This is a genomic window from Micromonospora sp. NPDC049049, from assembly GCF_040649115.1.
GTDB lineage: Bacteria > Actinomycetota > Actinomycetes > Mycobacteriales > Micromonosporaceae > Micromonospora.
In genome coordinates this window covers 55,416-78,489 of record NZ_JBEZEX010000019.1, presented here as the reverse complement: position 1 = coordinate 78,489, position 23,074 = coordinate 55,416, and the positions used below count along the sequence as shown (strand labels likewise).

Sequence of the window (23,074 nt, the reverse complement as noted above, 5' to 3'; positions counted from 1 at the left end):
GACGGATCTGGATGCGAAATGCCCGCCTTTGCGGGGTTACGCACCGCCCGCCGTAATTCAGATCACCACCCGGTCGCGCCGACGACCCCGGTCGCGCGGGCCGGGGTCGTCCGTCGATCAGTCGGCGGGGTTGGGCGCGGGCTCGGGCGGCGGGCCGCCGAGCCGGCGCCGCAGCGAGGTCGTGGCCAGCGTGAGGGCCAGCACCACCAGCAGCGTGGAGACCGCGATCAGGATGACAGCGGTGCGCTGAACCGACGTCAACCCGCCGTCTCCGGTCGTGGCACCGGCGGGCAGTACGCCCTGCGAGCCGGTCGGCGCGGGTGGGGAGACCACCGGCGTGGCCAGTGCGGCTGCCGCGGTGATCCGGAAGCTCATCTGCACCCGCCGGGTCGGGCCGCTGCGTGGATCGAGTTGCCCGATCACGGCACCGGACAGCGGCGCTTCCCGCTGAGCCTGCGGCGTCGCCTCCACCGGCAGCTGCACCTCGGCGGTCGTGCCCGCCAGCACCAGGCCGGCGTCGCAGCGGGTACGCGTCGGGTCGACCGCCACGCAGCCGAGCGGTGGGGTCGGCACTGTCACCCCGGCCGGCAGGACGACGTCGACCCGGCCGGCGGCGTCCACCGCGCCGGTGTTGCCCAGCCGGAGTGTGAGGGTGCTGGGGCCGCCGCTGATGTCGAAGGCCACCTCGTCGGCGGCGAGCGCGATCCCGGGCACCGGCGGGCCCGCTGGGAAGAGCACCGCGAAGCCCTGGTCGTCGGTCGCCTCCCCTTCCGCTCCCGGCGCGTCCGCGATGACCTGGACGGCGCCGCTGAGCGGCATCTGCTTCCACGCCGTGCCGGCGACCCGCAGCCGCAGCACGGTGCTGAACCGGACGCCCGCTCCGGCGGTCCAGGCACCGCACCGGTACGTCCCACCACCGGCGGCGGCGCAGCCCTTCGTGCCGGCGTCGGTCAGCCCGACGGGCAGCGTGTACGAGAGTCGGATCTGTTCCGTTGTGGTGCCGGTGTTGTGCACGGTGACCTGGAGGGTGGCGGCCGTGCTCGGCGTGTTCCAGTACGCCTCGGTGAGGGTGACGTCGCCGGTGGTGACCTGCACGCCCAGCGGGCTCTGCGGCGGCGGCGCCGAACCCGGGGCGGGCGGGCGGACCGTCGGCCCCGGCGGTGTCGGCGGGGCGGGGGGCGCCGTCGGTGGCACCGGGGGAGCCGGGCTGGGCGGTCGGGTGGTGGCGTCCGGCGCGGGCGCGACGGTGGTCGGTGCCGGCGGGATCTCCGGGGCGGTGGTCACCGGTGCCGGTGGTGTCGTCTCCGGTGGTGGCGCGGAGGTCTCCGGCGCCGGGCCGGTCGGCTCCGGTTCACCGCCCGGGTCCTCGGTCGGGGTGGGCTCCTCCGCCGGTGTGGTCGGGGGCTCCTCGCCTCCCGGCTCGTTGACCGGCTCGGCCGAGGTCGCGACCGGCTCCGCGTCCGGTGCGGCCGCGCTGGCCCAGGCCGGCCCCACGGCGAGCGCCGTGAGCAGGCCGAGCGCGAGCGCGGTCGCCAGCAGGGGCGTGGAACGTCGCCCCTCCGCCCGGTTACCGGGCGATGTCTTCACGCGGGACATCAATCCTCCGGTGACATGGGTGGGTGTCCAGTATTCGGTAACAGTTGCCCCGGGGCACTAGTCCCATGCGAAACAAATTCGTAACGTGTTTGGGACGACCCGTCCGGGCGGACGGTAGGCTGCCGACTGTGAACGGATACCTGGGCTCGTACGCGACGCTCGGGCTCCTGCTGCTCGCCAGCGTTCTCTTCTTCGTTACGGCGTTCTCGGCGAACCGGGTGTTACGCCCGGCGCGTCCGGCCGACCCGCCGGGCAAGCGGGCCAGCTACGAGTGCGGGCTCGACCCGGTCGGTGCCGACTGGGCGCAGATGCAGATCCGCTACTACGTGTACGCCTACCTCTACGTGCTGTTCGCGGTCGAGGCGGTGTTCCTCTTCCCCTGGGCGGTGGTCTTCGACCGGCCCGGCTTCGGTCTGGTGACGGTGGTGGAGATGGCGGTGTTCGTGGCCGTGCTCGCGCTCGGCATCCTCTACGCCTGGCGTAGGAACATCCTCCGCTGGACCTGAGCGCCACTGCTTCCGGCGATCGTGTCGGTCCCTCGGACCGTTCGCTGTCGGTTACGGCGACGACCGGTCAGGCGAGGCCCCGGCGGGTGGCGGTGGGCGGGCGGTCGCCTCGGATCGAGGCCACCATGTCCAGCACCCGGCGGGTCGGGCCGACCTGGTGGGCCCGGAAGACCCGGGCACCCAACCAGGCCGAGACGGCCGTCGCGGAGAGCGTCCCCTCCAGCCGTTCGGCCACCGGCAGGCCCAGCGTCTCCCCGATGAAGTCCTTGTTGGAGAGCGCCACCAGCACCGGCCAGCCGGTAGCGGTCAGCTCGTCCAGTCGGCGGGTGATCTCCAGCGAGTGCCGGGTGTTCTTACCGAAGTCGTGCGCCGGGTCGATGAGGATGCCGTCGGGGCGTACCCCTGCCGCCACCGCGCGCTCGGCGAGCCCGGTCACCGTCGCGACCACGTCGGCGACCACGTCGGTGAAGGCGGCCCGGTGCGGCCTGGTCCGCGGCGTCAGCCCGCCGGCGTGCGAACAGACCAGGCCGGCACCGGTCTGCGCGGCCACCCGGACCAACGCCGGGTCGGCGCCCGACCAGGTGTCGTTGAGGAGGTCGGCGCCGGCCGCCACGGCCTCCGTCGCCACCTCGGCCCGCCAGGTGTCGATGGAGATCACGACGTCCGGAAACGCGGCTCGGACGGCGGCGATGGTGTCCACCGTGCGCCGGATCTCCTCGGCGACGTCCACGTCCGCGCCGGGGCCGGCCTTGACGCCGCCGATGTCGATGATGGCCGCGCCCTCGTACACCGCCCGCTCCACCGCGCGCAGAGCGCTGTCGGCGGCGTAGGTGGCCCCGCGGTCGAAGAACGAGTCCGGCGTGCGGTTGATGATCGCCATCACCACCAGCTCGCCGGGGGCGAACGTGTGCCCACCCAGCCGAAGCGCCCCGGCCATGCCCGCCTCCTGCAAGTTCACGCCGCCGCCGCCGCGTCGGCCGGTCCCGACGCTAGCCGGTCGCCCGTCCACCATCCCGGGCGGGCGTCGGCACCGATCGTGATCGAGGCGGGTGGCGGGGTCGCTCCCGGCCGGCTGCCATGCCACGATCAGTACATGGGTCAGCTTCTGCTCCTTCTGGTCGTGGCGTTGACAGTCGCAGCGGTGATATTCGGTGTGACGGTGCTGGTCAGCGGGCGTGATCCCGGCCTGGTGCCGGCCGAGCCGGATTCGCAGGCCGTGGCGTTGCCGGGCACCCGCCCGTTGCGTGAATCCGACGTGGGGGCGGTCCGTTTCGACACCGGGTTGCGCGGGTACCGGATGGACCAGGTCGATAAGGCGTTGCGCCGTGCCGCCTACGACATCGGTTACAAGTCCGAGCTGATCGGCGTACTGGAGTCGGAGGTCATCGCCTTGCGTGAGGGGCGCACCGACGACGCGGACGTGCTGCGGCAGGCCCGCGAGCAGTCTGCCAGCAAGGTGACTCCCGCGGACGCGGTCGAGCCGGACGCAGGCGAGGCGGCCGAGGCGGCCGAGCCGGGCAGCGACGTGCCGCTGACCGGCGAGGCGGGCTCGGCCCCGGTCGGTTCGACGACTCCCGGCCCGTTGCCCGCCGCCAGCTCGTCCCCGACGGATTCCGACGGGGTGGCGCCCGCCGCCGCGCCCGCCGACGGCGAGTCGGCCGATCGTGAGCAGACCGCCGGCACCGACCAGCACGACGCGGTGGTTCGGTCGGAGTCGGCGTGACCGAGCCGGAGGGCGCTGACGATCTTCGCGAGGCGGCCCGACCCGGTGCCGGTGAGGTGACCGCCACGGTGATCGTCGAAGCCCCGGCGGAGCGGGTGTTCGCCGCGCTGCTCGCCTGGGAACGTCAGTCCGACTGGATCCCGTTCACCCGCGTCCGGGTGGTCGAGGGCGACGGCCGCGAGGGCAGCCGGATCGAGGCGGTGACCGCGCTCGGCCGGGCGACGCTGCGCGACGAGATGCTGGTTGTCCGGGTCGACGAGCCGTACGAGATCGGCGTCGTGCACCACGGCCAGCTGCTGCGCGGCCCGGGGGTGCTGCGCTGCACCCAGCTGGACCGGGACCGCACCCAGGTCGTCTGGCACGAGTGGTTCCACCTGCCGGGCGGTCGGGCCGGTCGACTGGCGTGGCCGGTGCTCTGGCCCGGCTCCAAGCTCGGCCTCACCCAGGCGCTGAAGAGGTTTGCCCGTCTGGTCGAGCAGGGCCGGCTGCCCTGACCGGGGAGCCCGGTGCCGGCTGCCAGCCCGGTGCGCGGAAGAGATGCCCGACCCGGTGCCGCCAGGTCACCGCGGCCCGCAGGTCCCGGGCGATCGAGGCGTACTCGTGGAAGGCCACCCGGACCGGGTTGTAGCTGCCGACGTTCTTGGTCAGGCCGTACACGCAACGTTCCCCTTCCGGCGCGAACGACCCGAAGAGCCGGTCCCAGACGATCAGGATGCCGCCGAAGTTGCGGTCCAGGTAGCTGCCCTGCGACGCGTGGTGCACCCGGTGGTGCGACGGGGTGTTGAACACAGCCTCGTACCAGCGCGGCATCTTTTCGATCCGCTCAGTGTGGATCCAGAACTGGTAGAGCAGGTTGACCGAGCCGCAGAACGCGACAACGGCCGGGTGGACGCCGGCCAGGATCAGCGGGATGTAGAACACCCAACTGGTCAGGCCGGTCCACGGCTGGCGCAGCGCGGTGGAGAGGTTGAACCGCTGCGACGAGTGGTGCACCACGTGCGAGGCCCAGAGGATGCGGATCACGTGGTGGCCGCGGTGCGACCAGTAGTAGCAGAAGTCCTGCGCGAGCAGGATCAGCGGCCAGGTCCACCAGAGCTCGGCGACCCGCAGTGGGGTGAGCGCGTAGAGCAGCGCGTACGCGGCGGCGATCGGCACCTTCCAGAGCAGGTCGGCGAAGATGCTGCCCAGCCCCATCGTCAGGCTGGTCGCGGTGTCGGCACCGCCGTAGCCGACCTCGTCGTCGTCGCGGTGCAGCAGGTAGGAGATTCGCTCCAACACGATGAGAAGCACGAAGGCCGGGATCGACCAGGCGATGACGTCCGGGAACTCCTTCACCGCGCGGCCTCCGCTCGCCGTCACCGGTCGGGGCGCACCGTCGGGTGACCTCGACCTACCGGTCGGTAACAAGCACCATAGGCAGCCGGGCGGCCGGTGGCAATGGGGTGTCGGACGGATGCCCTAGCGTGTACGAGGTGACTGACCTGGTGATCGGCGCCGACGGGCTGGCTCGCTGCGCCTGGGGGTCGAGCACCCCCGACTACGCCGTCTACCACGACACCGAGTGGGGGCGGCCGCTGCGCGGAGACGACGCGCTCTACGAGCGGATGACGCTGGAGGCGTTCCAGTCCGGGTTGTCCTGGCTGACCATCCTGCGCAAGCGTCCGGCGTTCCGACTGGCCTTCGACGAGTTCCACATCCCGACCGTCGCCCGCTACGACGACGCCGACGTCACCCGGCTGCTCGCCGACGCCGGCATCGTCCGCAACCGGGCCAAGATCGAGGCGGCGATCGCCAACGCCCGCGCCGCACTGGAGCTGTCGGAGGGCCTGTCCGCGCTGCTCTGGTCCTTCGCGCCGGAGCCCCGGCCGACTCGCCCCGCCTCGTTCGCCGAGCTGGCGCCGATCACCCCGGAGTCGACGGCGATGGCCAAGGCACTCAAGAAGCGCGGCTTCCGGTTCGTCGGCCCGACCACCGCGTACGCGCTGATGCAAGCCACCGGGATGGTCGACGATCACATCGTCGGCTGTCACGTCACCGTCCCACCGGCGGCGTGATGAGATGGCAGGCATGACGACCGAGACCGCGCACCGGGCCGGTGCGGCCGGCAACGCCGACGGGGTGGGCACCTGGGCCGTGCTGCTGCCCGCCGAACGGTACGAGGCCGAGCGGCTCGTACATCACGACACGCTGGAGCTGACCGGGCTGACCGACGTCGTCCGGCCAGGGCCGGGCGACCAGGTGGCAGTGCTGGTCGACGCGCCGCCACGGCTGGTGGCCCTCGGCCGGGTCACCGAGCCGGGACGACGCCACCGCGAGGACCCGGACGACCCGCAGTCCCCGGTCGAGCCGGGCACGCTCGTCGTCGCGTACACCCGGCGGGCCTTCGACGAGCCGGTGCCGGCCGACCTGCTGACGCTCGACGGGGCGGTGACCGCCGTGGAGCCGGCGGCCTTCCGGGCGCTGGCCGACCAGCTCGGCCTGCCCCCGGCGCGCCGCACCTGGCTGGTCAGCCTCGACCTGCCGATCGAGGCCGACACGCCGGCCGAGGCGGTGCGGCTCTTCTGGTCCTACGTGCAGGAGCTGGGCCCGCGTGAGCTGCCCGCTTTCGTCTCGCCGTCCGGCGACGAGCTGGCCATGCAGGCGTTCGTGCTGGGCGAGCAGGCCAATCAGGACCCGGAAGAGGACGATTAGAAGAGCTTGTCCACCCGTCCCCGCCAGTCGGCGAGGACCGGGCCCGGGTCGGTGTCCAGCACCCGTTCCAGCAGCGTGGCGTAGACGTCCCGGAAGTCAGTGGTGTATTTCAGGTCGCCGTCGTCGAGGTCGGTGAGGCTCGGCGGTGCGCCGTGCCAGCCGCCTCGGACGCCCGCGCCGAGCAGCAGCACGTCCGAGGCGGTGCCGTGGTCGGTGCCGTCGGAGGCGTTGGCGCGTACCCGACGGCCGAACTCGGAGTAGACCGCCACCACCACCTTCCGGCCCGCCTCGGTGCGACTCATCCGGTCGGCGAACCCGGTCAACGCCCGGTCCAGCTGACCCAGCAGCACCGCCTGCAACTGCTTCTCGTCGGCGTGCGTGTCGAAGCCGCCCAGCGACACCGAGAAGACCCGGGTGGACACGCCCGCTTCGACGCACTGCGCTACCAGGTCCAGTTGGGCGTCCAGCGGAGTCTTTGCCCCGCCGGTGGCGGTCGCCGGAGCCTGCTCGCCGTCCGGGTCTGCCATGTCCGGGTTGTCGGAGTCGCGGACCTGGCGGATCATCTCGTCCACCGACCGCAGGTCGGCGAAGCAGGCGGCGGCCCGGGCCCGCGCGGCGGACTCACCCGGCTCGGCAGCCTCGAACGCGGTCAGCGTCTGCGCCGACAGCCCCTTGGCTGCCTTCCGGTCGGTCACCGGTACTGCCGCACCGGCGCTCTGCGCCCCGGCCAGCAGCGGCGGCAACGCTGGCTCGAAGGAGACCGCCAGTCGGGGGTCGCCACCGGCGCCGTCCAGCCACCGCCCGAGCCAGCCGGTGTTGCCGGGCCGGTCCGGTTGCGCCGTGTGCCAGATGTCCATGGAACGGAAGTGGCTGCGGTCCGGCTTCGGGTAACCGACCCCACGCACGATCGCCAACCCACCGTCGGACCAGCGCTGGTGCAGGCCGGCCAGCGCCGGGTTGAGGCCGAAGTCGTCGTCCAACCGCCGCACCTCCCCGTCCGGGTACGCCAGCTCCGGTCGAGCCGCCCGGTAGGCCGGGTCGCCGTACGGAATGACCGTGTTGAGGCCGTCATTGCCGCCGTAGAGGGTCACCAGCACCAGGGTGCGGGACTGCGGGTCCCGGTCTCCGCTGGTGTCCAGCAGGTCCCGCAGGCTGTACGCGCCGGCCCCGGCGGCCAACGCGCCAGCGCCGACCACCCCACTGGTCAGCAGGAACCTGCGTCGGGTCAGGGTGTCCATGTCGACTCTCCGCTCAGCTGACTGTGTATTCGGGGCTGACCAGGCCGGCGGCCAGCAGCTTGCGGGGCTCACCGGCCAGCGGGGTGAGGGCGGCGCGGGTGCGCGCGCCCCAGCCGTCGACCACGAGCAGTCGGGCCAGCGCGTCCGGTCGCCCGGCGGTGGGCGCGGCGGTCAGCCGGGCCAGCACCGCTGGAGCCGTGGCGGCGGCGAGCACCCCCGCCGTCCGCAGCCGGGCCTGTAACGACGAGGTGGTCAGCCAGGCGGACCCGGCCGGCCAACCGCCCACGCTGGGTGGGCGCAACGGCACCTGGTCGAGCGCGTTCAGACCGGCCAGCAGTTGTCGGCGTTGCTGCTCGGGCAGCGCGGACGGTCGGATACCGAGTTGCCGCAGCGCACCGACCAACCACTCCACCGGCTGCTTCACCAGCGTGCCCCGGGTCTGCGCGAAGGCCGGTGCGGAGAAGAGCGCGCGCAGGGTCGCGATGGTGTCCGCGCCGGCCAGGCCGTCCGGGGCCGGGGTCTCGGTGCCGGCATAGCGGAACCAGAGCCGACCGGCCACGAAGGTCGCGGCCGCCGGGTGGGCGGCCAGCAGGCCGGCGTACGTCTCGGCGTCGAACCGGCCGCTCTGCCCGAGGATGCTCTTCTCGCCACTGTCGTGCCGGCGGGCCTCGAAGCGGGCCGCACCGGTACGCCGGTCGACCACCCAGCCGGTCAGGGCCCGCGCGCCGGCCTTCACGTCGGCCTCGCTGTAGGCGCCGATGCCGAGGGTGAACAGCTCCATCAGCTCGCGGGCCAGGTTCTCGTTCGGCGCCTTGCGGGTGTTCTTCTGCCCGTCCAGCCAGACGATCAGGGCAGGGTCGCGCACCATCGCGGCGACCAGCGGGCCCAGTGGCCCACGACCGTACCGGCGCAGCGTCTCCAACTGGCCCACCATCAGGCGCGCCGACTTGACCTTCTGGGCGCTGGTCGCCCAGTGCCCGTGCCAGAAGAAGACCAACTTTTCGGTCAGCCCGTCCTCGGCGGTCACCATCCGGTCCAGCCACCACTCGGTGACCTGCTGGAGTTGCCTGCGGCGCTCCGCGTTGGCCTGCTGCCGTTGCTCGCGGGTGGAGTCCTTGGTCAGCCCGGCGTACGGGTCCGGGGGCAGCGTCGGAACCGGCGTGGCCGCCGCACCCCGGTCCGTCGCGGGTGGGGTGAGCAGCCGGTCCAGCGTCGCCGCCGTCCCGGCCCGCTCGGCCGCGTCCACCTCGTCGGCGGTCGGCCCGAAGGTGGCCCGGCGCAGCAGGTGCGCCACCGCTTCACGATCGCTCATACCGGCCGACGCTAGGCGGCCCGTGTTCGAGGACGGTAAGGGCGGCGTCCGGATCGCGTTCAGCGTCCCTCGAAGACCGGTTTCTGCTTGCCGACGAAGGCGAGGGTGGCCGCCCGGTGGTCGGCGGTGGCGCCGCAGATCGCCTGGGCCTGCGCCTCGGCGGCGAGGGCGTCGGCGAGGGTGCCGGCGTCGGCGATGGAGAGCTGTCGCTTGATCGCCCCGTACGCGACGGTCGGGCCGGCGGCGAGGCGGGCGGCCAGCTCCTGGGCGACGGGCAGGACCTCCTCGTCGTCGTCCGTCAACCGGTTGAGCAGGCCCAACCGGCAGGCCTCCTCGGCGCGGACCGGCTCGGCCAGCATCAGCAGCTCCACCGCCTTGGCGTGCCCGACCAGTCGCGGCAACGTCCAGGAGGCGCCGGTGTCGGCGGCGAGACCGACCTTGGCGAAGGCCATCAGGAAACTGGTGGTCGGACCGCCGATGCGGATGTCGGCCAGGAACGCCAACGACGCGCCCGCCCCGGCGGCCATCCCGCGGACCGCGGCGATCACCGGCTTGGGCAGGTTGGCGAGCCGGGCGGCGATCGGGTTGTAGTGCGCCCGCACGGTGCCCAGCGGATCATTGCCGGAGTTTTCCAGGGTGGCCACGTGCTCGCGCAGGTCCTGCCCGGCGCTGAACGACCCGCCGGCCCCGGCCAGGACCACCGCGCGGCAGGACCGGTCGGTCTCCAGCTCCGCGAGGGCGTCGCGCAGCGCCTCCTTGAGCGCCACGTCGAGCGCGTTCATCGCCTTCGGCCGGTTCAGCGTGAGGGTGACGACGGCGTCGGTCCGGTCGACCAGCAGCGGCTCGGTCACGTGTCTAACGACCCTTCTGTCGGACGATGCGGTTGCCGGCGTCGAGGCACTGTTCGACGTACCGGTCGGCGGCCGGACGCAGGCGGGCTGCGTGCCGGTCGAAGAAACTGGCCGCGGCGGTGCCGGGCCACCGCTCGGGCAGCAGCGCCGGGGGCAACTGCGGATCCTGGAAGAGGAAAGTACGCCAGGCGTGCACGAGGCGGAACCGCGTCGCGTACGCCTCCTCGTCGCTGCTGCGTACGGTGACCGCGGCGAGCAGCGGGCGCTGGTCCGCGACGAACCGCTCGTAGGCGCGGCCGATCTCGGCCAGGTTCCAGGCGCGTCGGACCACGCCCATCGCGCCGGGGGTGCCGGAGAAGTGCGAGGCGGTGAACCGCTCGAACCGGATGCCGGTCTCGGCGAGGAGCAGGTCGACATCCTCGGCGGGGCGGGTGGCGACCCAGGTCTGCTCGTCGAGCGTCCCGTAGCCGAGGAAGCTCAGGTTGGCGGCGAGCCGCTGGCGGTCCCGCCGGGAGCCCGGGGCCTCCAACACCAGCAGATCGAACCGGCCGTCCCAGGTGACCCGGCCGGTCCGGTAGATCCGGGCGGCTGCCTCGTCGAGTCGGCGGGCAGCTTTCGGTGTGATCGAATATCCGGGTCCGGAGACCAACCGGAGGGGCTCGAGCCAGCCTTGGCGCACCATCCGGGAGACGGCGGTGCGAACTGCTGGCGGTGCGATTCCCAGCGGCGCCAGTAGCTTGACCAGGGCAGCAACCGGTGCCCGGCCACCCCTCGGACGGAGGTGGTCGCCGTACAGGTCGAAGAGTGCCGACCGTGCCTGCATGACCGCACATTGTGACAGGCCTTCTCAAGATAAGCTAGATGCTGTTACATCAATGCTGCTCCGGTTTGGGTCCGGCGGTGTTCATCAGGGAAAATCGTTTGTTGACACCCCCGCGACCGTTGCGGGTGGTCGTGACGAAGTGGCTGTGGGGCAACCCACCGACCCTGGTGTAGGTCTGAGGGGAGACAACATGGCGGCGATGAAGCCGCGGACGGGCGACGGTCCGCTGGAAGTCACCAAGGAGGGGCGGGGCATCGTCATGCGGGTCCCGCTGGAGGGCGGTGGCCGGCTCGTCGTCGAGATGACTCCCGACGAGGCCAACGCGCTCGGTGACGCACTGAAGGCAGCGGCCGGCTGAGTAAGGAGTGCTCCGGGCGGCTCAGGCCGCCCGGAACGTTCTTCAGGCCCTGAGCCACCGGAACCACCGGTGGCTCAGGGCCTTCAACGCTGCGGGTAGGCGGGTTGGCCGCCGACCCGCGACACTTTCCTGGAGGTGCGGTTCCGCGTGCTCGCCATTCGTCTGATCGCCGAGCCCGACCGGCTCGACGTCCTCGTCCTGCCCGTCCGCTCCGCCGATTCGACGGCGGAAGGTGACACCTCGGCCGAGCCGGTACCGACCGCCGTGGCGGGCCCGGACGGCACGGCTGACGAGGCGACAGCGCTGGTGTCAGCGGCCCGGCTGACCGGCCGAGCCGGCGAGATCCACACCCAGCTGCGGCCCGGGCGTACCCCCGGCCGGCTGCTACTGCTCGGCATCGGCGACGGCGACGAGGCGGCCTGGCGGGCGGCCGGCGCGGCCCTGGCCCGCTCAGCCTCAGCTGAGACGCATATCACCATCGCGCTGCCGGCCGAGGTGACAGCGGCCGCGGTTCGCGGGTTGACCGAGGGGCTGCTGCTCGCCCCGTACCGCTTCCGGCTCACCGAGGCCGGCGACCGACCGGCGCTCACCGGCGTCGACCTGCTGCTCGACGACCCCACCGGGTACGAGGACACCGTCGCCACGGCCCGAACCACGGCCGCGATGACGCATCTCGCCCGGGACCTGACCAACACCCCCTCCTCGGTGAAGACCCCGCAGTGGTTCGCCGACCAGGTGGCCTCCGCCGCAGCCGACCTTCCGGACCTGCGGCTGCGGGTCCGTGGCCCGGCCGAGCTGACCACCGAGGGCTTCGGCGGGATCCTCGCCGTGGGCGGTGGCTCCGCCAGCGGACCGCGGCTGGTCGAGCTGGACTGGCACCCCGCCGACGCGCGCACCCACGTGGTGCTGATCGGCAAGGGCATCACCTTCGACACCGGCGGCATCTCGATCAAGCCGGTGGCGTCGATGAAGCTGATGCGCAAGGACATGGCCGGCGCGGCTGCGGTCGTCGCCGCCACGGTGGGCGCCGCCGCGCTGCGGTTGCCGGTCCGGATCACCACGTTGGCACCGCTGGCCGAGAACATGGTCAGCGGCTCGGCGTTCCGCCCCGGCGACGTGATCCGGCACTACGGCGGTACGACCAGCGAGACGACCAACTCCGACGCCGAGGGTCGCCTGGTCCTCGCCGACGCGCTGGCGTACGCGGTGCAGCAGCTCAAACCGGACCTGCTGCTCGACCTGGCCACGCTCACCGGCGCGAACTCGGTGGCGCTGGGCAAGCGCACCGCCGCCCTGTACAGCGAGAACGACGAACTGGCCGCCAGCGTGCTGGCGGCGGCCGAGGCGTCCGGCGAGTCGGCGTGGCGGATGCCGCTGCACACCGACTACGTCGAGTACCTCGGCAGCGAGATCGCCGACCTCTACAGCGCGCCCACCCAGGGTGCCGGCTCGGTGCTGGCCGCGCTCTACCTGCGCGAGTTCACCGGTGAACTACGAGACCGCTGGCTGCACCTGGACATGTCCGCGCCGTCCTGGGCCGACGGAGACCAGGCCGAGGTCAGCCGCGGGGCCACCGGTTGGGGCGTCCGCTCGCTGCTGCGCTGGCTCGCCGACGTCAACTAGGGCGCGGGTCAGAGCCTCGGCGCGACCGGGGCTCTGACCCGTCCTGGGCTCGAATCAGCACTTCACCGCGGCGAGCAGCCCGTGCCCGACCGGAAGCATCGCGGGGATCCAGTGCTCCGACTCCCGGACCGCTTTGATCGTTTCGCGAACCGTGACCGTCTCCGCGTCCCGGGCGGACGGGTCTCCGATCCGGCCGCTGGCCAGCACGCCGTTGAGCGCCAGCACGCCTCCCGGGCGCAACAGCCGCAGCGCCGCCTCCACACAGGCGTGGAAGCCGGTCGCCTCCGCGTCCACGAAGACCAGGTCGTACGCACCGTCGGCGAGCCGGGGCAGCACGTCGAGCGCCCGACCGGTGATGATCCGGGTACGCCCGGCCGCGAAACCCGCCTCGGCGAAGATCCGTCGGGCGATCCGCTGGTGCTCCACCTCCACGTCGATGGTGGTGAGCACGCCGTCGACGCGCATGCCGCGCAGCAACCAGACACCGCTGACCCCGGTGCCAGTGCCGATTTCCACCACCGCACGGGCGTTGCCGGCGGCGGCCAGCAGCCGCAGCGCCGCCCCCGCGCCGGGCGTGACCGCGTCGAGGCCGACCTCCCGGGCCAGGCTGCGGGCGGTACGCAGAACGAGATCCTCGGTGACGTACGACTCGGCGAAATGCTGGGCCTGTGTCGTCGAACTGCCGGAACCGGCGACCGTGGCGATGGGGCACCTCCGGGGGCGGTGCGTGGTGCGGGGGCGGGTTGGCACTGTGAGCGTAGAGGCGACAGTCGTGGGGCGCGCAGCCGCGCCTCCGCCGGAAGCGATCACCGGGGCAACCGCTGACTGCACCGCGTCCATCCGTGCAATCCTGGAGGCGGTATCCCGTCAGCCGCGACCAGACCGGCCCGTGGCCGGGCGACGCGGCACGGGATCCGGGGACGGACTGGGAGGCACCACGTGACCGACGGCTGGGACTGGCGCCGGGGCGGTGAGACTCCGGCTCCGGCGCGACCGCCCGGGGCAGGAGCCCCGTCGGTGGGGCCGCCGACCATGCCGGGGGCTGACCGCCCGCCCCTCGGCCCGCCAGGCAGCGGGCCGGCACCGGGCTGGCCGGCGTCTTCCGGCGGACCGACACCGGCCTGGCCGACGTCGGCTTCGGGCGGGCCAGGCCCTGCCGATGCGTCGGCCTGGTGGTCGGACGCGCTCGCCGACCCCTGGCGCGACCCGGCGGCCCCGACCGCTGTGGTGGTGCCCGGGGTGGTGGCTCCCGGCGCCGAGCCCGAGCCGGTCACCGACCCTGATGCGCCGGGCCGGCCGACACTGCGCCACCTGTTGCTCATTCCCGTGATCACCGCGCTGCTGGCCGGCACCCTCGGCGGTGCGTTGGGCTACGCGTTCGCGGTGCGCGGCGGCGCTGGTGCGGCGGTCCTCGGCGGTGCGCCCGCAGAGGTGCCGGCGCTGGCGCAGCGCAAACCGGAGTCGCTGGCCGGGGTCGCCGAACGGGTCCTGCCCAGCGTGGTCACCGTACGGGTGAGCAGCCTCGGTGGGACCAGTGAGGGCTCCGGTTTCATCGCCACCACCGACGGCCATGTGATCACCAACGACCATGTGGTGGCCGGCGGCACCGGCAAGGCCTCGGTGGTCTTCAACGACGGCAGCACCGCGCCGGCGACCATCGTCGGCCAGGACGCGGAGTCGGACATCGCGGTGATCAAGGTGAGTCGTCCCGGGTTGCGACCCGTGGAGTTCGGCGACTCCGACGCGCTGGCGGTCGGCGACCCCGTGCTCGCCATCGGCTCGCCGTTGTCGCTGGCCAACACGGTCACCGCCGGCATCGTGAGTGCGCTGGACCGGACGATGCAGGCCGGTGAGCCGGGCGGCCCGGTGCGTTACTACGCGGCCATCCAGACCGACGCCGCCGTCAACCACGGCAACTCGGGCGGCCCACTCGTCGACGGCGCGGGCCGGGTGGTCGGAGTGAACTCCACCATCAAGTCACTGGTCGCCGAGGGGCAGGAGGCCGGCAACATCGGGCTCGCCTTCGCCATTCCGATCAACCAGGCCAAGCGGGTTACCCAGGACATCATCGGCACCGGCAAGGCCCGGCGTACGGTGATCGGCGCGCGGGCGGACGGCCCGACCGGAGTCGTCGGGGGCGGCCTGCGGCTGGCCGAGGTGGAGCCGTCCGGCCCTGCGGACGGCGCCGGACTGAAGGTCGGCGACGTGATCCTCAAGATCAACGGGCGGCCGATGACCGAGCCGACGGATCTGACCGCGTTGGTCCGCAAGTACGCCCCGGGTTCGATCGTGACCGTCGAGTATCGGCGGGGCTCCGCCCGGCAGAACACCTCGGTAACTCTCGCCGCGGACGCGAAGTGACTCAGCGCGGAAGTGAAGGGAACAGCGGCGCACCCCTTGCCCGAAAGCCGTCCACCGTGCGTAGTCTTGCTGCTGACGCCGAGAGGAGGCCCGCGGGATGCTCGACAACCTGAACTGGTGGGAGATCGGTGCGCTGCTGCTCCTGGCGCTGTTGATCTTCGGTGACCGGCTTCCCGCCGTGATCACCGACGGCCTGCGGTTGGTGCGAAACCTGCGCAACATGGCCCGCAACGCCACCGGTGACCTGAGCCGTGAGCTGGGCACCGACATCCAGCTGGAAGACCTGCACCCGAAGGCGTTCATCCGCAAGCACCTCCTCAGCGAGGAGGACGAGGCGGCGATCCGCAAGCCGTTGCAGGGCGTCTACGACAACCTGCGCGCGGACGTCAGCGGCGTGCACAACGACCTGAAGGACGTGGCCAACGCCGCCGACCTGCGGTCGAACGGGAATTCGCCCGCCAGCACGGCCACCAGCACTGCCTCGGCCCCGGCCCCTCGGGCCAGCTACGACGACGCCACCTGACCGACCCGCCCCCGGGGCCCGCGCTTGCCTTGATCAACTCGGTTTTCAGGAAGTCGGCCCGTCAAACGGCGCGTGATGCCCCGATTTCCAGAAATCGACCATGGGGGCCAGCGCTACGCCAGCACCTGGCGGATCACCGACCGACACGACTCAGCCCGCCGGCCGACAGCGGCCGACGGGCTGACGGTGTTCCGGGTGGTCAGCGACCGGCGGGCTTGAGACCGAGTGGCTTGCCGAGCAGCGATTCGCGGCGCAGGGCGAGCCGGTCGGCGACCGTGCCGAGCGCCTGAGCGGCCGGGGACTCCGGCTCGGCCAGCACGATCGGGTTACCGGCGTCGCCGGCCTCGCGGACCCGGGTGTCCAGAGGGATCTGACCGAGCAGCGGCACCTGCGCGCCGATGGTCCGGCTCAGCGACTCGGCCACCGCCTCACCGCCGCCGGCGCCGAAGATCTCCATCCGGGAGCCGTCCGGCAACTCCAGCCAGGACATGTTCTCGATCACGCCGACCACCCGCTGGTGGGTCTGCAGGGCGATCGCCCCGGCCCGCTCCGCGACCTCGGCGGCGGCGGTCTGCGGGGTGGTGACGATCAGGATCTCCGAGTTGGGCAGCAACTGGGCCAGCGAGATGGCCACGTCACCGGTGCCCGGCGGCAGGTCGAGCAGGAGCACGTCCAGGTCGCCCCAGTAGACGTCGGCCAGGAACTGCTGCAACGCCCGGTGCAGCATCGGGCCGCGCCACACGACTGCGGCGTTGCCGGACGTGAACATGCCAATCGAGATCACCTTCACGCCGTGCGACTGCGGCGGCATGATCATGTCTTCGACCCGGGTGGGTCGTGCCTCGGTGCCGAGCATCCGAGGCACCGAGTGGCCGTAGATGTCGGCGTCGACGACCCCGACGGAGAGCCCACGGGCGGCGAGCGCCGCCGCCAGGTTGACGGTGACGCTGGACTTGCCGACGCCACCCTTGCCGCTGGCCACCGCGTACACACGAGTGCGCGAGCCGGGCTGGGCGAACGGGATGACGGGCTCCTCGGTGGCGCCGCCGCCGCGCAGCTGCGACTGCAGCGACTGCCGCTGCTCGGGGGTCATCACCCCGAAGTCGATCTCAACGCCGGTGACTCCGGGCACCGAGGCGACGGCGGCGGTGATGTCCGTACGCAGCTTGTCCTTCAGCGGGCAGCCGGCGACGGTGAGCAGTAGCTCGACGCGGACCACACCGCTGGCACCGATCGTGGCGGAGCGGACCATGCCCAGCTCGGTGATGGGCCGGCGGATCTCCGGGTCGTTGACGGTGGCCAGGGCGGCCTGGATCGCGTCCTCGACGGTGCTCACGGGTGCTGACATGCCCGCAATGCTACGTCGCGGGGCATCCGTTGCCGCCGCTGCCCAGCGCGGTGTGAGCCAATCGATGACCCGTCGGTCAGCCCTCCGACCGGCGCGGGCCGGTGCCGTCCGGCCGGGCGTTGCGGGTGAAGTCGCCGTCCAGGTCGTCGCGGGGTTCTTCCAGGCCGACGCCGTCGGTCGGCCGCTGGCCACGTCGCTCCTGCCGGTTGTCCTTCTCCTGCTGGCGGCGCTCCAGTCGCTGCCGGCGTTGCCCCACCTCGTCCAGTTCCTCGGCCAGTCGGGCCAGCTCGGAGCGGAGGAAGTCGCGGGTGGCGACCTCGCCGAGCGCGATCCGCAGGGCCGCGATCTCCCGGGCCAGGTACTCGGTGTCCGCCTTCTGCGCGGTGGCGCGCCGCCGGTCCTCCTCCAGGGCCACCCGGTCCCGGTCGGCCTGCCGGTTCTGGGCCAGCAGGATCAGCGGGGCCGCGTAGCTGGCCTGCAACGACAGCACCAGGGTCAAGAACGTGAAGGTGTACGGGTCGAAGCGCAGGTTCGCCGGGGCGAGGGTGTTCCAGACGAACCAGATCGCGATCACCACAGTCATGACGACGATGAAGTTCGCGGTGCCCATGCCCCGGGCGATGCCCTCGGACCATCGACCGAACGCCTCCGCGTCGAACCGGGGCAGCTTGACGCCCCGGGGCTCGCGTGGCTGGTCGAGGCGCTCCGTCCGACGCTGGTCAGCCATCCGTGCCGTCCAGCGCGGGGTCGGTGGTGCCCGGGGCGACGAGGGCGTCGCGGTCCCGCCAGTCCCGGGGCAGCGAGTGGTCCAGCACGTCGTCCACCGTCACGGCACCGACCAGCCGGTTGTTGCGGTCGATCACCGGCATGGCGACCAGGTCGTAGGTGGCCATCCGGCGGGTGATCTCCGGCAGCGGCGTGGTGGGGCGCAGCGGGTCGATGTCGTTGACCACCACCTTGCCCAGCAGGTCGGCCGGGGGTTCGCGCAGCAGCGCCTGGAAGTGCACCATGCCCAGGTAACGGCCGGTCGGCGTGTTCTGCGGTGCCCGGGTCACGAAGACCTGCGCGGCCACGGCGGGGGAGAGCTGTGGCTCCCGGATCCGGGCCAGCGCCTCGGCGACTGTGGCGTCCGGCGGCAGGATGACCGGCTCCGAGGTCATCACACTGCCTGCCGTGCCGGGGGTGTACTTGAGCAGTTGGCGTACCGGGTCGGCCTCGTCCGGCTCCATCAGGTCCAGCAGCACGTCCTGCTCGGGTGGGGGCAGTTCGTTGAGCAGGTCCGCGGCGTCGTCCGGGTCCATCTCCTCCAGGACGTCGGCGGCCCGCTCCCGGTCGAGGGCGGCGAGAATCTCCACCTGGTCGTGCTCCGGCAGCTCGCTGAGCACGTCGGCCAGTCGTTCGTCGTCCAGCGCGGCGGCGACCTCGTTGCGTCGCGCGTCGGGCAGATCCTGCAACGCGTTCGCCAGGTCGGCGGGGCGCATGTCCTCCAGGACGGCGAGCAGGTTCGCCGTACCCCGGTTGTCGGCGATGCCGCTGAGCCCGCGCACCCGGTCCCACTCGACCTGGTGCAGGTGGCCGCGGCGGCTGAGCCGACCGGTCTGTTCGCGGACGGCGACACGGGTCAGCGACCACTCGCCACCCCGGGTGCACTCCATCGCGACGTCCACGACGGCGCCGGGCTGGCCGCCGGGGTCGAGTTGCACCCGCCGGTCGAGCAGTTCCTGGAGCACCAGCAGCTCGTTCGGACGCTTCTCGAACCGGCGCAGGTTGAGGGTGCCGGAGCCGAGCACGACGGCGTCCGCGTCGATGGAGGTGATCCGGTTGATGGACAGGAAGATCCGACGACGCATCGGCATCTCGGCGACGAGGCCCACCACCTCCGGCGGACGCTTCGTCGCCCGCAGCCGTGCCACGGCGTCACGAACCCGGCCCACCTGATCGCCGTTCGGGTCGAAGACGGCGACTCCGGCGAGACGGGCGATGTAGACCCGGGTCGGCGTACTCACGGGCACCAGCCTAAGCGCCTAGTGTTTATCAACATGTCGACCTTGGCCTACGAGATCGTGGACGTCTTCACCGATCGCCCCTTCGCCGGCAACCCGCTGGCTGTGGTGTTCGGTGCGGAGGCGCTGGCCACCGAGCAGATGCAGGCGCTCGCGTTGGAGTTCAACCTGTCCGAGACGGTGTTCGTGCTGCCGCCGACCCAGGTCGGCGTCACCTACCGGGCCAGGATCTTCACCCCGGTGGAGGAGTTGCCGTTCGCCGGGCACCCCAGTGTCGGTGCGGCGGTCACCGCCTGCCGGCGGGGCATGTTCGGTGTGGGGCAGGTCACCCAGGAGTGCCGGGCCGGTGTGCTGCCGATCGAGGTGACCGCGTCCGGGGCGACGCTGACCGGTGGCGCCCCGACGCTCGGGCCGGAGCTGGACCCGGAGCCGTTGCTGGAGATCGCCGGCCTGGTCGCCGAGGACCACATTGGGCCCGCCCCACGGGTCGCCGGCTGCGGGCTGGAGTTCCCGTACCTGCCGGTGCGTCCGGAGTCGGTGGCCCGCGCGCAGGTGAATGCCGCGGCGGCGCAGCGGTACGGGGTTTCGCACGTCAGCGTCTTCTCCTGGGACGCGGCCGCGCAAACCGCGCACGCCCGGGTCTTCGTGCCGGGTATCGGCGTTCCGGAGGACCCGGCGACCGGTTCGGCGGCCCTCGGCCTCGGTGTCTGGCTGGTCGCGAGCGGTCTGCTGCCCGGTGAGGGTCGGTCCGAGTACGCGGTCAGTCAGGGCGTGGAGATGAACCGTCCGTCCGCGTTGGCCTGCACGGTCACTGCGGCGAACGGGGCGGCGGTCGGCGCGACCGTCGCCGGCCAGGTGGTGCCGGTGGCCCGGGGCGAGATCGCCGTGCCACCGTTCGTGGGCTGAGCGGAGGCGCCGATGCGGGAGGATGCGGGTGTGACGGACGAGACCGCCCCCGGGGGCACCCCACTGGTCGACGAGGCGATGAAGAAGGCCGCCGTGGCCTGGGTCAGCGTTGCGGGTGGGCCGGCGCTTGCGCTCTGGTGCGCTCCGCTGGAAGGCGCGCTGCTGGTGGTCAGTGGGCCGGGCGAGCAGGCCGCACCGGGTCTGGCCGATGCGACCGAGGCCCAGGTCACCCTGCGCGGCGACCACGGCGGCCGGATCGTCACCTGGCCGGCCCGGGTGAGCCGGTTGCAGCCGGGCACCGAGGCGTGGGACGTCACTGCGCCGCTGGTGGCGGCGAAGCGCCTCAACGCGCCAGGTCCGACCGCTGACCTGGTGGCCCGATGGGCCGCCGACGGATGCGCGGTGAACCGCCTCGCCCCGGCCGGTACGCCGCTGGCCGGCGCGGAGTTGCCGGCCGACGCGCAGGCCGAGCCGCCCCGGGCGAGTCCGGCGGTCCGGGCCACCCGCAAGCCGTTCCGCCTGCACCGGGTCCGCCGCCGCTGATTGGTCGATCAGCCCGTCCGACCGCCGACGCCCGCCACCGCCGCCTCGGCGTCGACGAGGGCGAGCACCTCGCCCAGGGTGCCGAGGGCGGGGCCGCACCAGTCCCGGTCGGCGTTGAAGACCATGTGCGTGGCCAGATCCGGTGCGGCGAGCCGGACGGCGGTCATCCCGGCCCGCTCGGCGCCGGTCAACTCCTGGCTGCCGCCGTCACCGACGTAGAGGCAGTCGCTTGGCGCGAGCCCGAGCCGCTGGCAGGCTGTCAGGTAGAGCGTCGGATCCGGCTTGCACCGCCCGACCTGCACCGAGAAGACCCGTACGTCGAGCAGGGGGGCGACCGCGAGCTGCGGCAGGAAGGCCGGCAGTTCGTGCGTACAGTCGCTGATCACGCCGGTGCGCAGGCCGCGTTGACGCAGAGCCGCCAGCACCGGCACCGCGTCGGCCCGCAGCCAGGTGTCGGCGCGGACCGCCCGGTGCCGGGACGCCACCGCTGCCCGTACCGCGTGGTCGCTGGGGTGTACGCCGGCCTGGGCGCACACCCAGCGCAGTGTCGCCTCCGCGTCGCCGAGTCGGCCGCTGGCCCGCTCGTAGTAGGTGCGGTTCAGCACCTCGGTCAGGACTTCGGTGGGACATCCGAGCAGCTCGGCGGTGCCGACGTGCGCGACACCGCGTTGTACCGAACGGGTCAGGGTGCCGAAGAAGTCGAACAGCACCGCCTGGTAGCTGGGCATGGGAGAGCGCCTCCGGGCGGTCGAGGGTCGCCGGCGCGGAACCGCGTGATCGTAACGGAGTGATGACCCTCCGTGCTGACCGTCATACGTGTGAGGATTACGTCCCGTGCCCCCACCTTCACCCCGACCGTCACTGGATCCGCTGACCACCGGCGCGGTCGGGCTGGCAGTGGTCGCCGTGTCGTCGTCCGCGCCGCTGATCGCGTACGCCGCCGCTCCGGCGCTGGCCATCGCGTTCTGGCGCAACCTGCTCGCGGTGGCCGTCCTGAGCCCCTTCGCGCTGGTCCGACGCCGCGCCGAGTTCCGCAGGTTGACAGTGGGCGCGGGCCGGCGGGAGGGCCTGTTCTGCGTTCTGTCCGGGGTCGCCCTCGCCGGGCACTTCGCGACCTGGGTGCCGAGCGCCCAACTCACCTCGGTCGCCACGTCCACCGCCCTGGTCGCCACCCAGCCGGTCTGGCAGGGGCTGATCGCTCGCGCCCAGGGGCGTCCGCTGCCCCGGGTGGTGTGGACCGGCATCGCGGTGGCGGTCGGCGGCGCGGCGGTCGCCACCGGGGTGGACGTCGGGGTCTCCGGCCGGGCGGTCCTCGGTGACGTGCTGGCGCTGATCGGCGCCATGTTCGCCGCCGTCTACACCGCCTTCGGGGAGCGGGCCCGGGTCAGCATCAGCACCACCACCTACACCACCATCTGCTACGGGATCTGCTCGCTGATCCTGCTGGCCCTGTGCCTGGTCGGCGGCGTGCGGCTGACCGGTTTCGACGGGCGCACCTGGCTCGCCATCCTGGCCCTGGTGGCCGGCGCTCAACTGCTCGGGCACTCGATGTTCAACTACGCCCTGCGGAAGGTCCCGGCGACAACTGTGAGCGTGCTGATCCTGCTGGAGGCGCCCGGCGCGGCAGTGCTCGGCTGGGCCTGGCTGGGGCAGGTGCCCCGCCCGTACGCGCTGCTCGGCATGGCGATGCTGCTGGCCGGCGTGGCGGTGGTGGTGCTGGGCGGTGCCCGCGCCGGCCGCCGTGCGGCCGAACCCACAGCCCTGCCCGCCGATCCGACGCCACTGTCCTGACGGGGATTCACAGGTATGCGGCGAAGTGGTCCGCCACCAGGTCGGTCAGTCCTTCGCCGTCCAGGCTGCCGTCGACCCGGATCACGCGGACCTTCAGTCGTTCGGCCTGCACGACCGCGTCCGCCGCCACCAACTCATCGCGTTCCCACCGGTGACGGTTCGCAAGAGGCGGGTCGCTCACCCCGGCTACCGCAGCGCTGGCCCGGGGCAGTCGGGTGATCTGGTGGGCTCGGAACCCGGGGGTGGGCACCAGCACCACCATCTGCCGTACCGACTCCACCAGCGGCGCTACCAGTTCCGCTCGCAGCCCCCAACCCTCGGCCACCACCCGCCGTCCGCAGACCAGTGCGCTGAGGTCGTCGAGGACCCATTCGAAGCGACGGGGGAAGCCGGCCAGTGTCTCGGCCGCCATCCGCGCCGGATCGGTGTGCACCCAGGCGACGTCCGGGTCGGGGTCAGCCGGCGGGTCACCACGTCGGACGCGGTCGGCCACGCGTCGGTCGTGGTGGCCGCGAGCGTCGTGCCGGTCGTAGAGGTACGCGGTCAGCCCGTGCCGCAGCGCCAGGTTGACGGCGACAGTGGACTTGCCGGCCCACTGTCCGCCACCGATCCACAGGGCTCGTCGCGCGGTGGCTGTCGCATCGAAATCCATGGACTTACCCTGACCGCCGACCGGCCCAAGATCAAGTCTTGTTCTCGCGGGTCGAGGATGATGAAGTAAAGGTGGAAGGGCACGTCCCCCGCACCTCGACGCCCCCTGGTGGTCGGCGCGGAGTCGCCGAGAGCGGCTAGCAGCCTGCCCAGTTCCCCGTCGGCGAGGAACACAACATCAACGCTGGTTCCCTCCGCGAAGGGCCCGCCCGGCGTCTGTCCGGGTG

At 72.6% G+C, this 23,074-nt stretch carries 25 protein-coding genes; 12 read left to right on the top strand and 13 right to left on the bottom strand.

Going from position 1 to position 23,074, the window contains the following annotated elements; translation table 11 throughout:
• Positions 1–117: 117 nt before the first annotated feature.
• Positions 118–1,596, bottom strand: a complete 1,479-nt coding sequence (locus AB0B68_RS20280) for a hypothetical protein (RefSeq protein ID WP_357261726.1) — start codon at positions 1,594–1,596, stop codon at positions 118–120.
• Positions 1,597–1,724: 128 nt separating this feature from the next.
• Here AB0B68_RS20280 and ndhC point away from each other — a divergent pair, with 128 nt between their 5' ends.
• The gene (gene ndhC / locus AB0B68_RS20275) at positions 1,725–2,102 is read left to right on the top strand and encodes an NADH-quinone oxidoreductase subunit A (RefSeq protein ID WP_091394827.1); all 378 of its coding nucleotides are present in this window, start codon (positions 1,725–1,727) and stop codon (positions 2,100–2,102) included.
• A 67-nt stretch (positions 2,103–2,169) separates the two neighbouring features.
• Here the strand turns inward: ndhC and folP are convergent, their stop codons facing one another.
• Entirely contained in the window at positions 2,170–3,039 is an 870-nt protein-coding gene (gene folP / locus AB0B68_RS20270; RefSeq protein WP_357195542.1) for a dihydropteroate synthase, read from the bottom strand.
• Positions 3,040–3,195: 156 nt separating this feature from the next.
• Here folP and AB0B68_RS20265 point away from each other — a divergent pair, with 156 nt between their 5' ends.
• Both AB0B68_RS20265 and AB0B68_RS20260 read left to right on the top strand, forming a co-directional pair.
• Positions 3,196–3,825 carry a DivIVA domain-containing protein gene (locus AB0B68_RS20265; protein WP_357261722.1) on the top strand — a complete coding sequence of 210 codons (630 nt, stop codon included), beginning with the start codon at positions 3,196–3,198 and terminating at the stop codon, positions 3,823–3,825.
• On the top strand, positions 3,822–4,319 hold the full coding sequence (locus tag AB0B68_RS20260; protein WP_355005087.1) for an SRPBCC family protein: 498 nt from the start codon (positions 3,822–3,824) through the stop codon (positions 4,317–4,319). Before AB0B68_RS20265 ends, AB0B68_RS20260 begins: the two co-directional genes overlap by 4 nt.
• On the opposite strand, the gene AB0B68_RS20255 is transcribed toward AB0B68_RS20260, so the two are convergent.
• Positions 4,264–5,184 (bottom strand): sterol desaturase family protein, encoded by a 921-nt coding sequence (locus AB0B68_RS20255; protein WP_355005088.1) that lies wholly within the window; start codon positions 5,182–5,184, stop codon positions 4,264–4,266. The genes AB0B68_RS20260 and AB0B68_RS20255 overlap by 56 nt on opposite strands.
• A gap of 113 nt (positions 5,185–5,297) precedes the next feature.
• Here AB0B68_RS20255 and AB0B68_RS20250 point away from each other — a divergent pair, with 113 nt between their 5' ends.
• Positions 5,298–5,879, top strand: coding sequence for a DNA-3-methyladenine glycosylase I (locus AB0B68_RS20250; protein ID WP_357261719.1), 582 nt, complete (start codon positions 5,298–5,300; stop codon positions 5,877–5,879).
• Positions 5,880–5,892: 13 nt separating this feature from the next.
• The gene (locus AB0B68_RS20245) at positions 5,893–6,516 is read left to right on the top strand and encodes a hypothetical protein (protein WP_357261716.1); all 624 of its coding nucleotides are present in this window, start codon (positions 5,893–5,895) and stop codon (positions 6,514–6,516) included.
• Here AB0B68_RS20245 and AB0B68_RS20240 read toward each other — a convergent pair.
• The 4 genes from AB0B68_RS20240 to AB0B68_RS20225 are packed head-to-tail and all read right to left on the bottom strand — an operon-like array spanning position 6,513 to position 10,740.
• Positions 6,513–7,754 (bottom strand): DUF1501 domain-containing protein, encoded by a 1,242-nt coding sequence (locus tag AB0B68_RS20240; RefSeq protein WP_357261713.1) that lies wholly within the window; start codon positions 7,752–7,754, stop codon positions 6,513–6,515. The genes AB0B68_RS20245 and AB0B68_RS20240 overlap by 4 nt on opposite strands.
• Positions 7,755–7,767: 13 nt before the next feature.
• Entirely contained in the window at positions 7,768–9,066 is a 1,299-nt protein-coding gene (locus AB0B68_RS20235) for a DUF1800 domain-containing protein (protein ID WP_357261710.1), read from the bottom strand.
• 59 nt (positions 9,067–9,125) lie between these two features.
• The gene (locus AB0B68_RS20230; RefSeq protein WP_357261707.1) at positions 9,126–9,917 is read right to left on the bottom strand and encodes an enoyl-CoA hydratase-related protein; all 792 of its coding nucleotides are present in this window, start codon (positions 9,915–9,917) and stop codon (positions 9,126–9,128) included.
• 4 nt (positions 9,918–9,921) lie between these two features.
• A complete protein-coding gene (locus tag AB0B68_RS20225; protein ID WP_091394799.1) occupies positions 9,922–10,740 on the bottom strand; it encodes a PaaX family transcriptional regulator C-terminal domain-containing protein in 819 nt (272 codons plus the stop codon).
• A 190-nt stretch (positions 10,741–10,930) separates the two neighbouring features.
• Between AB0B68_RS20225 and AB0B68_RS20220 the strand changes: the two genes are divergently transcribed.
• Together AB0B68_RS20220 and AB0B68_RS20215 are read left to right on the top strand one after the other, a co-directional pair.
• A complete protein-coding gene (locus AB0B68_RS20220) occupies positions 10,931–11,098 on the top strand; it encodes a DUF3117 domain-containing protein (RefSeq protein WP_007455245.1) in 168 nt (55 codons plus the stop codon).
• Positions 11,099–11,245: 147 nt separating this feature from the next.
• Entirely contained in the window at positions 11,246–12,721 is a 1,476-nt protein-coding gene (locus AB0B68_RS20215; protein WP_357261704.1) for a leucyl aminopeptidase family protein, read from the top strand.
• Between the two features lie 54 nt (positions 12,722–12,775).
• Here the strand turns inward: AB0B68_RS20215 and AB0B68_RS20210 are convergent, their stop codons facing one another.
• Complete coding sequence (locus AB0B68_RS20210) at positions 12,776–13,426, bottom strand: O-methyltransferase (protein WP_357221871.1); 651 nt, start codon at positions 13,424–13,426, stop codon at positions 12,776–12,778.
• Between the two features lie 234 nt (positions 13,427–13,660).
• On the opposite strand from AB0B68_RS20210, the gene AB0B68_RS20205 reads away from it, so the two are divergent.
• Together AB0B68_RS20205 and AB0B68_RS20200 are read left to right on the top strand one after the other, a co-directional pair.
• Positions 13,661–15,082, top strand: coding sequence for a trypsin-like peptidase domain-containing protein (locus tag AB0B68_RS20205; RefSeq protein WP_357261701.1), 1,422 nt, complete (start codon positions 13,661–13,663; stop codon positions 15,080–15,082).
• Positions 15,083–15,179: 97 nt separating this feature from the next.
• Positions 15,180–15,605, top strand: a complete 426-nt coding sequence (locus tag AB0B68_RS20200) for a preprotein translocase subunit TatB (RefSeq protein WP_357195517.1) — start codon at positions 15,180–15,182, stop codon at positions 15,603–15,605.
• 199 nt (positions 15,606–15,804) lie between these two features.
• Here the strand turns inward: AB0B68_RS20200 and AB0B68_RS20195 are convergent, their stop codons facing one another.
• From AB0B68_RS20195 to AB0B68_RS20185, 3 genes are all read right to left on the bottom strand, one after another.
• Positions 15,805–16,953, bottom strand: a complete 1,149-nt coding sequence (locus AB0B68_RS20195) for an Mrp/NBP35 family ATP-binding protein (protein ID WP_357221833.1) — start codon at positions 16,951–16,953, stop codon at positions 15,805–15,807.
• Positions 16,954–17,029: 76 nt separating this feature from the next.
• Positions 17,030–17,680: a DUF1003 domain-containing protein gene (locus AB0B68_RS20190; RefSeq protein ID WP_357195510.1), complete on the bottom strand. Its 651-nt coding sequence runs from the start codon at positions 17,678–17,680 to the stop codon at positions 17,030–17,032.
• Entirely contained in the window at positions 17,673–18,959 is a 1,287-nt protein-coding gene (locus AB0B68_RS20185; protein WP_355005098.1) for a CBS domain-containing protein, read from the bottom strand. Before AB0B68_RS20185 ends, AB0B68_RS20190 begins: the two co-directional genes overlap by 8 nt.
• 33 nt (positions 18,960–18,992) lie before the next feature.
• Here AB0B68_RS20185 and AB0B68_RS20180 point away from each other — a divergent pair, with 33 nt between their 5' ends.
• The gene (locus AB0B68_RS20180; protein WP_357195506.1) at positions 18,993–19,862 is read left to right on the top strand and encodes a PhzF family phenazine biosynthesis protein; all 870 of its coding nucleotides are present in this window, start codon (positions 18,993–18,995) and stop codon (positions 19,860–19,862) included.
• A 12-nt stretch (positions 19,863–19,874) separates the two neighbouring features.
• Positions 19,875–20,405 (top strand): hypothetical protein, encoded by a 531-nt coding sequence (locus AB0B68_RS20175; RefSeq protein WP_355005100.1) that lies wholly within the window; start codon positions 19,875–19,877, stop codon positions 20,403–20,405.
• Positions 20,406–20,413: 8 nt separating this feature from the next.
• Here AB0B68_RS20175 and AB0B68_RS20170 read toward each other — a convergent pair whose 3' ends face one another.
• On the bottom strand, positions 20,414–21,133 hold the full coding sequence (locus AB0B68_RS20170; RefSeq protein ID WP_357195503.1) for an HAD family hydrolase: 720 nt from the start codon (positions 21,131–21,133) through the stop codon (positions 20,414–20,416).
• A 106-nt stretch (positions 21,134–21,239) separates the two neighbouring features.
• Here AB0B68_RS20170 and AB0B68_RS20165 point away from each other — a divergent pair, with 106 nt between their 5' ends.
• A complete protein-coding gene (locus tag AB0B68_RS20165) occupies positions 21,240–22,196 on the top strand; it encodes a DMT family transporter (RefSeq protein ID WP_357195500.1) in 957 nt (318 codons plus the stop codon).
• A 7-nt stretch (positions 22,197–22,203) separates the two neighbouring features.
• Here the strand turns inward: AB0B68_RS20165 and AB0B68_RS20160 are convergent, their stop codons facing one another.
• Complete coding sequence (locus tag AB0B68_RS20160; RefSeq protein ID WP_357261698.1) at positions 22,204–22,848, bottom strand: hypothetical protein; 645 nt, start codon at positions 22,846–22,848, stop codon at positions 22,204–22,206.
• Between the last annotated feature and the right edge of the window lie 226 nt (positions 22,849–23,074).